The sequence below is a fragment of the Streptococcus sp. SN-1 genome, assembly GCF_041154385.1.
GTDB classification, from domain to species: Bacteria; Bacillota; Bacilli; order Lactobacillales; family Streptococcaceae; genus Streptococcus; species Streptococcus mitis_CT.
The window spans coordinates 89,231-100,587 of sequence record NZ_AP028929.1; the positions used below are offsets into that span (position 1 = coordinate 89,231).

Consider the following 11,357-nt stretch of genomic DNA (forward strand, 5'->3'; position numbering starts at 1 on the left):
GATAAATCCGATTTTCAAAGCTTAAGCAAGTACCTCTCATAAGAAAATCTCCTAGCAGGAAAGTCTGCTAGGAGATTTTTGTATTTCAGGAAGTGGACGGCTGACTTGGTAACCAGCTGAGGGTGAAGGTTAGCTGATCAGCTTTTAGGAGGTCTTGGTGTTGAATAGTTGATACTAGAGTTGTGTTCAGTCGGCATTCTTTGACAAAGTTAAAATGGTTGTGGTTTTGCTCAGTATGAATATCTAGCCATTTATCTTCTTTAGCGAGATAGATTCGGAGGTGGTCAAAGAGAGGGATTCCGAGATCATAGCTTGGTTTTCCTGGACAGGTCGGATAAAAACCGAGAGCTGACCAGATGTACCAGGCTGAGAGACTGCCATTGTCCTCATCGCCAGGATAGGCTTGCCAGCTTGGGTGAAAGGCTTTCTGACGGAGAGTCTTGATGAGAAGGGCAGTATAGTCAGGGTAGTTGCTGTAGCGGAAGAGATAAGGAATGTGGAAGCTCGGCTGGTTAGAAATGGCGAGTTGTCCAAAAGGAGCAGTAGCCATTTCGCTCATTTCGTGAATTTCGTAACCATAGCCTGTTGTCTCAAAGAGGGGAGCATCTTGACAGGTTTTCAAAAGATAGTTGCTGAAGGCTTCTTTTCCACCCATAAGTTGGATTAAATCTGGGATGTCGTGGAGGACACCTAAAGTTGCTTGGATGGCTGAACATTCGGCATAATCACGTCCCCAACTATAAGGAGAGAAGTCAGGACGGAAGTTTCCTTGATTGTCTCGCGCTCGCATGTAACCTGTCTCAGCATCAAATAGATGGCGGTAATTTTGTGACGCAGTTCTATAAGTTTCCGCGATGTCATTCTGACCAAGTTTTTCGGCACAGCTGGCGATACAAAAGTCGCTATAGGCATAGTCAAGAGTGTGACTGACACTTTCGTGGTGGTCGGTAGAGAGATAACCTAATTCTTGGTATTGGGCTAGTCCGTGGCGACCATTGATGCCGAGAGGGTCGGATTTGGTGGCTGTTTCAAGCATAGCCTGGAGGAGTTCTTCTTCCAAGTCGGGAGCCATGTCCTTGCAGGCGCTATCTGCGATAATACCGTCTAAAAGTGTACCTGGCATCATACCCCGTTCATCTGGAGCCAGCCATTTTGGAAGGAAGCCAGTATCGCGGTAGCTATTGAGAAAACCTTCTAAAAAGCGGTGATAGTGTTCTGGTATGATAAGGGCAAAGAGGGGGAAGATGGTGCGGAAGGTATCCCAGAAACCATTGTTGCTAAAGAGTATACCAGGCTTGACAGTACCAGTAGCCAGATCCATGTGGATGGCTTGCCCTGATTCATCAATCTCATAAAAAGTCTGTGGGAAGAGGAAGAGTCTGTAAAGGCAGTGATCAAAGAAGGTTCGGTCAGCCTCTCCTGTCTCGATAACATCAAAACGATGGAGGAGATTTTCCCAGTCCGATTTGGCATTTGTTTTACAGCTATCAAAATCTTCTTGAGGTAGATTGACTAGAGCTTGAGAAGGGGAGATGAAAGAAGTCGCTAGTTGAATCTCGGCATGACTATCTTCCAAGTCAATTCGCCAGTCTCCGTCTTCTTGGCTGATAGCAAGAATATCCGTATTCATTTGCAGGGATGTGAACATCGTTAGTGGATTTTTGTTGGTCTCAGTTTTACCTTCTTGTCGCAGGGCAAGAGTTCGCTTATCTACTTGCTCCACGGTCAGTTCATCTGCTGCGTGAAGATAGAGGGAGAGTGCTTTGCCTTGCTTTTGCTCCAAACGAATAGAAGCACCGTAGTAAGTCGGTGTGAGCTGGGTTTCAATCTGATAGCGCAGGGAGAAAATCTTCAGATAATGAGGTTGGAAAGAGGCTTTTTCGATATCATAAGAAGACTGGCGGTGAAAGAGGCTGTCTCCACCTAGCTGGCCTGTGGCAGGTGTCAGAAGGAGCCAAGAGTAGTCGCCAATCCAAGGACTGGGCTGATGGGTCAATCGAATTCCCTGAAAGATGGGCAGATGCGGATCGAAAAACCAAGCTCCCTCCTGGTCACTGGTCTGGGGCACAAAGTAATTCATCCCAAAAGGAACGCCTGTGTATGGCAGGGTATTTCCCCGAGAAAAGGCATGCTTGCTGGAAGTTCCAAAGCGGGTATCGATGGTTTCAAGTAGTGGTTTCATAGTCTTTCCTTTAGCTGTTTTTCTACATTATATCAGAAAAAGAGGGCCTTTAGAAAAGGAGTTTCAAAGATAACTATTTTGTAGAAAAATGACTATCATTTGTGTATGTATTTTCTGTCTCAAAAGCTATATACTGAAAATGAAACTTGTTTGAAAGAGGATACTGCACGATGATTTATTCAAAAGAAATTGTTAGAGAATGGCTAGATGAAGTGGCAGAGCAGGCTAAGGACCATCCAGAGTGGGTGGATGTTTTCGAGCGTTGCTACACCGACACCTTGGACAATACGGTTGAAATCCTAGAAGATGGTTCGACCTTTGTCTTGACCGGGGATATTCCTGCTATGTGGCTTCGGGATTCGACAGCCCAACTCAGACCCTACCTGCATGTTGCTAAAAGAGATGCCCTCCTGCGTCAGACCATTGCAGGTTTGGTTAAACGTCAGATGACCTTGATACTCAAGGATCCTTATGCCAATTCCTTTAACATCGAGGAAAACTGGAAGGGGCATCACGAGACCGACCACACAGACCTTAATGGCTGGATTTGGGAACGCAAGTACGAGGTGGACTCGCTTTGCTATCCTTTGCAGTTGGCTTATCTCCTTTGGAAAGAGACTGGCGAGACTAGTCAGTTTGATGAGACTTTTGTCGCAGCGACCAAGGAAATTCTTCATCTGTGGACGGTGGAACAAGACCACAATAATTCACCTTATCGTTTTGTTCGTGATACCGATCGTAAGGAAGACACCTTGGTAAATGATGGATTTGGCCCTGATTTTGCAGTGACAGGCATGACCTGGTCAGCTTTTCGTCCGAGTGATGACTGTTGCCAGTATAGCTACTTGATACCGTCAAATATGTTTGCTGTAGTAGTCTTGGGTTATGTGCAAGAGATCTTCGCAGCATTAAACCTAGCTGATAGCCAGAGTGTTATCACAGACGCTAAGCGTCTTCAGGATGAAATCCAAGAAGGAATCGAAAACTACGCCTACACCACCAACAGTAAGGGCGAAAAGATTTACGCCTTTGAAGTGGATGGTCTAGGAAATGCTAGCATCATGGATGATCCAAATGTACCAAGTTTGTTGGCTGTGCCTTATCTGGGCTACTGTTCGGTCGATGATGAAGTTTATCAAGCAACTCGTCGTACCATTCTGAGCCCTGAAAATCCCTACTTCTACCAAGGAGAATACGCTAGTGGTCTCGGAAGTTCTCATACCTTCTATCGCTATATCTGGCCAATCGCCCTTTCTATCCAAGGTTTGACAACAAGAGATAAGGCAGAGAAAAAATTCTTGCTGGATCAGCTGGTTGCTTGTGATGGGGGAACAGGTGTCATGCACGAAAGCTTTCACGTAGATGACCCAACTCTCTACTCTCGTGAATGGTTCTCTTGGGCTAATATGATGTTCTGTGAGTTGGTCTTGGATTACTTGGATATCCGCTAAGGAACACGCTTTAGCGCAACTGATTCTTGGAAAGAATCACAAATTTACATTTAAAACGTTAACAATAAAAATTTAAATTTAGAATGAGGTTTTACTTCATGGAAAATGTTGTCGTACATATTATCTCACATAGTCACTGGGACCGTGAGTGGTACTTGCCTTTTGAAAGCCACCGTATGCAGTTGGTGGAATTATTTGACAATCTCTTTGATCTCTTTGAAAATGACCCTGAGTTCAAGAGTTTCCACTTGGATGGACAAACTATTGTCCTTGACGACTACTTGCAAATTCGCCCTGAAAATCGCGACAAAGTCCAACGATACATCGACCAAGGCAAACTTAAAATTGGTCCCTTTTACATCTTGCAGGATGATTACTTGATTTCAAGTGAAGCCAACGTCCGCAATACCTTGATTGGTCAAGCAGAATGTGCAAAATGGGGCAAATCAACCCAGATTGGTTACTTCCCAGATACCTTTGGAAATATGGGGCAAGCGCCTCAAATCCTTCAAAAATCAGGCATTCACGTGGCCGCTTTTGGTCGTGGTGTGAAGCCGATTGGATTTGATAACCAAGTCCTCGAAGATGAGCAGTTTACTTCTCAGTTTTCAGAAATGTACTGGCAGGGTGCGGACGGAAGTCGTGTCCTCGGGATTCTCTTTGCCAACTGGTACAGTAATGGGAATGAAATCCCAGTTGATAAAGAAGAGGCCTTGACCTTCTGGAAACAAAAATTGTCAGATGTGCGTGCCTATGCTTCGACCAACCAATGGTTGATGATGAACGGCTGTGACCACCAGCCTGTCCAGAAAAATTTGAGTGAAGCCATTCGTGTGGCAAATGAACTCTTCCCAGATGTAACCTTTGTTCATAGTTCTTTTGATGAATATGTCCAAGCCGTGGAAAGTGCCCTACCAGAGCAATTATCAACGGTTACAGGTGAGTTGACCAGTCAGGAAACTGATGGTTGGTACACACTTGCCAACACTTCTTCATCTCGTATTTATCTCAAACAAGCCTTTCAAGAAAATAGCAATCTGCTAGAACAAGTGGTGGAACCCTTGACCATTATCACTGGTGGACACAACCACAAGGACCAGTTGACCTATGCTTGGAAAACACTTTTGCAGAATGCGCCGCATGATAGTATCTGTGGCTGTAGCGTGGACGAAGTTCACCGCGAGATGGAAACGCGTTTTGCCAAGGTCAATCAGGTCGGAAACTTTGTTAAGAGCAATCTTCTTAACGAGTGGAAGGGTAAAATCGCTACAGCTAAGGCTCAAAGTGATTATCTCTTTACTGTCATTAACACAGGCTTGCATGATAAGGTTGATACGGTCAGCACAGTGATTGATGTGGCGACTTGTGATTTCAAGGAATTGCACCCAACAGAAGGCTATAAGAAGATGGCTGCCTTAACCTTGCCAAGCTACCGTGTGGAAGACTTGGATGGTCGTCCTGTAGAGGCTAAAATCGAAGACCTTGGGGCTAATTTTGAGTATGATTTACCAAAAGACAAGTTCCGCCAAGCTCGTATTGCCCGTCAAGTGCGCGTGACCATCCCCGTTCACCTAGCACCGCTTTCTTGGACAACCTTCCAATTGCTGGAAGGAGAACAAGAACACCGTGATGGCATCTACCAAAACGGAGCGATTGATACGCCATTTGTAACGGTGAGTGTGGATGACAACATCACAGTCTATGACAAGACAACTCACGAAGCCTATGAAGATTTTATCCGCTTCGAAGACCGTGGTGACATCGGAAACGAGTACATTTATTTCCAACCAAAAGGAACAGAGCCCATCTATGCAGAGCTTAAGGGTTATGAGATCTTGGAAAACACAGCTCGCTACGCTAAGATTTTGCTCAAACATGAATTGACCATGCCTGTCAGTGCCGATGAAAAGCTAGAAGAAGAGCAAAAAGGCATCATCGAGTTTATGAAGCGTGAAGCTGGACGGTCAGAAGAATTGACAAGCATTCCTCTTGAAACTGAGTTGACTGTCTTTGTTGACAATCCACAAATCCGTTGCAAGACTCGATTTACCAACACTGCCAAAGACCACCGTATCCGTCTCTTGGTCAAGACTCATAACACGCGTCCAAGCAATGATTCTGAAAGCATCTATGAAGTGGTGACACGACCAAACAAACCAGCAGCTTCATGGGAAAATCCTGAAAATCCTCAACACCAACAAGCCTTTGTTAGTCTGTATGACGATGAAAAAGGTGTGACTGTATCTAACAAGGGATTGAATGAATACGAAATTCTAGGAGATGACACCATTGCCGTGACTATTTTGCGTGCATCAGGTGAGTTGGGTGACTGGGGCTACTTCCCAACACCAGAGGCTCAGTGCTTGCGTGAGTTTGAAGTCGAATTTGCGATTGAATGCCACCAAGCCCAAGAACGTTTTTCAGCTTTTCGTCGCGCGAAAGCCTTGCAGACACAATTTACCAGCCTTCAGCTTGCTAGACAGGAAGGAAGCGTGGCTGCGACTGGTAGCCTCTTGAGCCATTCTGTTCTCAGCATACCGCAAATCTGTCCAACAGCTTTTAAGGTAGCCGAAAATGAAGAAGGCTATGTTCTTCGCTACTACAATATGTGTAGTGAAAATGTACGTGTACCGGAAAGTCAACATCTCTTCCTTGACCTACTTGAACGACCATACCCAGTTCATAGAGGCCTCATTGCACCGCAAGAGATTCGTACAGAATTGATCAAAAAAGAAGAAATTTAATTTCAAAAAGTAAACATAAAAAGAAAGGAGGGGCGAAAAAGTAAGAACTAACTGCTGATTCGCCCCTTTTTATGGTAAAAACAATGACCATTGCAACGATTGATATCGGAGGGACTGGGATTAAGTTTGCTAGTCTGACTCCTGATGGGAAAATACTGAATAAGACAAGCATTCCAACGCCAGAAAGTTTGGAGGATTTACTAGCTTGGCTAGACCAGTGCTTGTTAGAGCAGAATTACAGCGGGATTGCTATGAGCGTTCCAGGAGCGGTCAATCAAGAAACAGGTGTGATTGATGGCTTCAGTGCCGTTCCTTATATCCACGGCTTTTCTTGGTATGAAGCCCTTGCCCATCATCAGCTACCTGTCCATCTTGAAAATGATGCCAACTGCGTTGGGCTCAGTGAATTGCTTGCTCATCCAGAGCTTGAAAATGCAGCCTGTGTCGTGATTGGGACTGGAATTGGCGGAGCCATGATTATCAATGGAAGGCTTCATCGAGGTCGCCACGGCCTAGGTGGAGAATTTGGCTACATGACAACCCTTGCCCCTGCTGAAAAACTCAACAACTGGTCGCAACTAGCGTCAACTGGAAATATGGTGCGATACGTGATTGAAAAATCTGGTCAGACTGACTGGGACGGTCGCAAGATTTACCAAGAGGCTGCAGCAGGCAATGCCCTTTGTCAAGAAGCCATTGAGCGGATGAATCGTAATTTGGCGCAAGGTTTGCTTAATATCCAGTATCTCATCGATCCAGATGTCATCAGTCTGGGAGGCTCTATCAGTCAAAATCCAGATTTTATTCAAGGTGTCAAGAAGGCTGTAGATGACTTTGTTGACACCTACGAAGAATATACGGTCGCACCCGTTATCCAAGCCTGCACCTATCATGCAGATGCTAATCTCTACGGTGCCCTTGTCAACTGGTTACAGGAGGAAAATCAATGGTAAGATTTACAGGAATTAGCAGTAAACAACATCAAGCTATAGAGTTGCTTCAAAAGCACATTTCTCTACCAGATGTCGAAGTAGCTGTCGCCCAATCTGACCAAGCCTCTATCTCTATCAAGGGTGAGGGTGGACACTATCAACTAACCTATCGCAAACCTCACCAACTCTATCGCGCCTTGTCCTTGTTGGTAACAGCTCTAGCAGAAGGTGATAAAGTAGAGATTAAGGAGAAGGCGGCTTATGAAGATTTAGCCTACATGGCTGACTGTTCTCGAAATGCGGTGCTGAATGTGGCTTCTGCCAAGCAGATGATTGAGGTCTTAGCTCTCATGGGCTACTCAACTTTTGAGCTCTACATGGAAGACACTTACCAGATTGAAGGGCAGCCTTACTTTGGCTATTTCCGTGGAGCCTACTCAGCTGAGGAATTGCAGGAAATTGAAACCTATGCCCAGCAGTTTGACATGATCTTTGTGCCATGTATCCAGACCTTGGCTCACTTGTCAGCTTTCGTCAAATGGGGTGTCAAAGAAGTCCAGGAGCTCCGTGATGTGGAGGATATCCTTCTTATCGGCGAAGAAAAGGTTTATGACCTGATTGATGGTATGTTTGCTACTCTGTCTAAACTACAAACTCGCAAGGTCAATATCGGGATGGACGAAGCCCACTTGGTTGGTTTGGGACGCTACTTGATTCTGAACGGTGTTGTGGATCGTAGTCTCCTCATGTGCCAACACTTGGAGCGCGTGCTGGATATTGCTGACAAATATGGTTTCCACTGCCAGATGTGGAGCGATATGTTCTTTAAACTTATGTCAGCAGATGGCCAGTACGACCGTGATGTGGAAATTCCTGAAGAAACTCGTGTCTACCTGGACCGTCTCAAAGATCGTGTGACCTTAGTTTACTGGGACTATTATCAGGATAGCGAGGAAAAATACAACCGCAATTTCCGCAATCATCATAAGATTAGCCATGATCTTGCCTTTGCAGGGGGAGCTTGGAAGTGGATTGGTTTCACACCCAACAACCATTTCAGCCGTCTCATCGCAGTCGAAGCTAATAAAGCCTGCCGTGCCAATGATATCAAAGAAGTCATCGTGACGGGTTGGGGGGACAATGGTGGGGAAACAGCCCAGTTTTCTATTCTCCCAAGCTTGCAAATCTGGGCTGAACTCAGCTATCGCAATGACCTAGACCATTTGTCTGCTCATTTCCAGACTAATACTGGTCTATCGGTTGAGGACTTTATGCAGATTGACCTAGCTAATCTCTTGCCAGACCTACCGGGTAATCTCAGCGGGATCAATCCTAACCGCTATGTCTTTTATCAGGATATTCTCTGTCCGATCCTTGATCGACACATGACACCTGAACAGGACAAACCGCACTTCGCTCAGGCTGCTGAGACGCTTGCTAACATTAAAGAAAAAGCTGGCAACTATGCCTACCTCTTTGAAACTCAGGCCCAGTTGAATCAGATTTTAAGTAGCAAAGTCGATGTGGGACGGCGCATTCGTCAGGCTTACCAAGAAGGTGATAAAGAAAGCCTGCAAGAAATTGCCAGACAAGAATTACCAGAACTCAGAAGCCAAATTGAAGACTTCCATGCTCTCTTTAGCAACCAATGGCTGAAAGAAAACAAGGTCTTTGGCTTGGACACAGTTGATATCCGTATGGGCGGACTCTTGCAACGCATCAAGCGAGCAGAAAGCCGCATCGAGGCTTATCTAGCTGGTCAGATTGACCGCATCGATGAGTTAGAAGTGGAAATCTTACCATTTACAGACTTCTACGCAGACAAGGACTTCGCAGCCACAACAGCCAACCAGTGGCATACCATTGCGACAGCTTCAACCATTTATACAACCTAAAAACAAGAACACCTTGCCTTGAGCAGAGTGTTTCTCGTGAAACATCCCTTTCTTAAAAAAGTACTCCACATAAAATAATTTGTGGAGTTTTTTCTATAATTAGTAGTTTAACCTAACCTTCAAATAGGAGTATACTAATAATGTAATCGTTATCAAAAGTCTAAAAAGGAATTTTTAGATGGATATCAAAATAAAAAGGGGAGGAAATTATGAATAAGTTTTCAAAAACCTTGAGAGACAACTGGATCTTTCTCTTGATGGTTTTGCCAGGGGCACTCTGGTTGATTCTATTCTTCTACATTCCAGTATTTGGGAACGTGGTTGCCTTTAAAGACTACCACATGACCAGTAATGGATTTATAGATAGTATCGTGAATAGTAAATGGGTCGGACTCGATAATTTCAGATTCTTGTTTAGTTCAAAAGACGCCTTTATCATCACTCGAAATACTGTCCTCTACAATCTCGGCTTTATCTTTATCGGTTTGATTGTATCTGTAGGGATTGCTATCATCCTAAGTGAACTCCGTTCTAAGAGAATGGTTAAGATTTTCCAAACTTCTATGTTGTTCCCTTACTTCTTGTCTTGGGTTATCATCAGTTTCTTTACAGATGCCTTCCTAAACATTGATAAAGGGGTATTCAACCATTTCCTAGAATCTATCGGAATGAAGGAAGTCAATTTCTACGCTGACTTGGGCATCTGGCCTTATCTCCTACTTTTCCTTGGTATTTGGAAAGGCTTTGGATATAGCAGTGTCATGTACTATGCGACAATCATGGGAATTGATCCAACCTACTACGAAGCAGCGACAGTGGACGGGGCTAGCAAATGGCAACGAATTCGCAATGTAACTATTCCGCAGTTGACACCATTGGTAACTGTATTGACCATCCTTGCAGTCGGAAACATCTTCCGTGCAGACTTTGGTCTCTTCTACCAAATCCCCCACAATGCTGGTCAGCTTTATAATGTAACCAACGTCTTGGACGTATATGTTTATAACGGTTTGACTCAGACAGCGGATATCGGGATGGCTTCAGCAGCAGGTCTCTACCAATCAGTTGTCGGCTTGATTCTGGTTATCCTATCAAACTTACTGGCAAGACGAGTTGATCCAAACTCAGCCTTGTTCTAGAAAGGAGGAGAATATGGCAGAAAAGAAAATTAAAAAAGAAAAAATTGATAATGTCGGCATTCACTCCTTCAGTAAGAAAGCAGATATCTTCTTTAGTACCATTTCTGGTTTGGTTGCCCTTTCTTGTATCCTACCTTTTGTATTCGTTATCGTTATTTCGGTGACAGATGAAAAGAGTATCCTCCAAAATGGATATAGCTTCTTCCCATCTCAATTTGGATTAGACGGTTTTGAGTTTTTGGCACAGTTTAAGGATAAAATCCTCCAAGCCCTCTTCATCTCAGTCTTTGTAACAGTGGTGGGGACTATCACAAACGTTTTTATCACAACAACTTATGCCTACGCTATTTCACGGACAACCTTTAAGTATCGCAGATTCTTTACGATTTTTGCCCTTCTTAGTATGTTGTTTAACGCGGGTTTGGTACCGGGCTATATCGTGGTAACTCGTTTACTTCAACTTGGTGATACAGTTTGGGCCTTGATTGTTCCAATGCTTCTCTCACCATTTAACATCATCTTGATGCGTTCCTTCTTCAAGAAGACCATTCCAGAAGCTATTCTAGAATCCGCTCGTATCGATGGTGCTAGTGAGGCCCGGATCTTCTTCCAAATCTGTTTGCCATTGTCACTACCAGGTATCGCAACCATCACGCTCTTAACAGCTCTTGGTTTCTGGAATGACTGGTTCAACGCCCTTCTTTATATCAAGAGTGACAACTTGTATCCATTGCAATATTTGCTCATGCAAATCCAACAAAATATGGACTACATCGCCAAAGCAGTCGGCCTGTCTGGTCAACTGGGAGTTGCTCTACCGAAAGAAACAGGACGTATGGCCATGGTTGTGGTTGCAACACTTCCAATCGCGATTTTGTATCCATTCTTCCAACGCTACTTTGTAAAAGGTTTGACTATCGGTGGTGTGAAAGAATAGTGCTTGTTGAGAAAAATCATTTCTCGTTTCCAAACTTCCCTTGTGTGAAGTTAAGATCATTACATTGTTTATAAGTT

7 protein-coding genes are annotated in these 11,357 nt (G+C 44.3%); 6 read left to right on the top strand and 1 reads right to left on the bottom strand.

Going from position 1 to position 11,357, the window contains the following annotated elements; genetic code table 11:
• Positions 1 to 85 precede the first annotated feature (85 nt).
• A complete protein-coding gene (locus ACAM22_RS00365) occupies positions 86 to 2,182 on the bottom strand; it encodes a GH92 family glycosyl hydrolase (RefSeq protein WP_369606783.1) in 2,097 nt (698 codons plus the stop codon).
• A 170-nt stretch (positions 2,183 to 2,352) separates the two neighbouring features.
• Here ACAM22_RS00365 and ACAM22_RS00370 point away from each other — a divergent pair, with 170 nt between their 5' ends.
• The 6 genes from ACAM22_RS00370 (at position 2,353) to ACAM22_RS00395 (ending at position 11,280) form a co-directional block, all read left to right on the top strand.
• Positions 2,353 to 3,633: a glycoside hydrolase family 125 protein gene (locus ACAM22_RS00370; protein WP_369606784.1), complete on the top strand. Its 1,281-nt coding sequence runs from the start codon at positions 2,353 to 2,355 to the stop codon at positions 3,631 to 3,633.
• A gap of 98 nt (positions 3,634 to 3,731) precedes the next feature.
• The gene (locus ACAM22_RS00375; RefSeq protein ID WP_261090640.1) at positions 3,732 to 6,377 is read left to right on the top strand and encodes an alpha-mannosidase; all 2,646 of its coding nucleotides are present in this window, start codon (positions 3,732 to 3,734) and stop codon (positions 6,375 to 6,377) included.
• Between the two features lie 83 nt (positions 6,378 to 6,460).
• A complete protein-coding gene (locus tag ACAM22_RS00380; RefSeq protein ID WP_261090641.1) occupies positions 6,461 to 7,330 on the top strand; it encodes an ROK family protein in 870 nt (289 codons plus the stop codon).
• The gene (locus ACAM22_RS00385; RefSeq protein WP_084928737.1) at positions 7,324 to 9,204 is read left to right on the top strand and encodes a beta-N-acetylhexosaminidase; all 1,881 of its coding nucleotides are present in this window, start codon (positions 7,324 to 7,326) and stop codon (positions 9,202 to 9,204) included. The genes ACAM22_RS00380 and ACAM22_RS00385 overlap by 7 nt, the downstream gene beginning before the upstream one ends.
• A gap of 209 nt (positions 9,205 to 9,413) precedes the next feature.
• Positions 9,414 to 10,343, top strand: coding sequence for a sugar ABC transporter permease (locus ACAM22_RS00390; protein ID WP_004254906.1), 930 nt, complete (start codon positions 9,414 to 9,416; stop codon positions 10,341 to 10,343).
• A gap of 13 nt (positions 10,344 to 10,356) precedes the next feature.
• Positions 10,357 to 11,280, top strand: coding sequence for a carbohydrate ABC transporter permease (locus ACAM22_RS00395; RefSeq protein WP_000818353.1), 924 nt, complete (start codon positions 10,357 to 10,359; stop codon positions 11,278 to 11,280).
• Positions 11,281 to 11,357 lie beyond the last annotated feature (77 nt).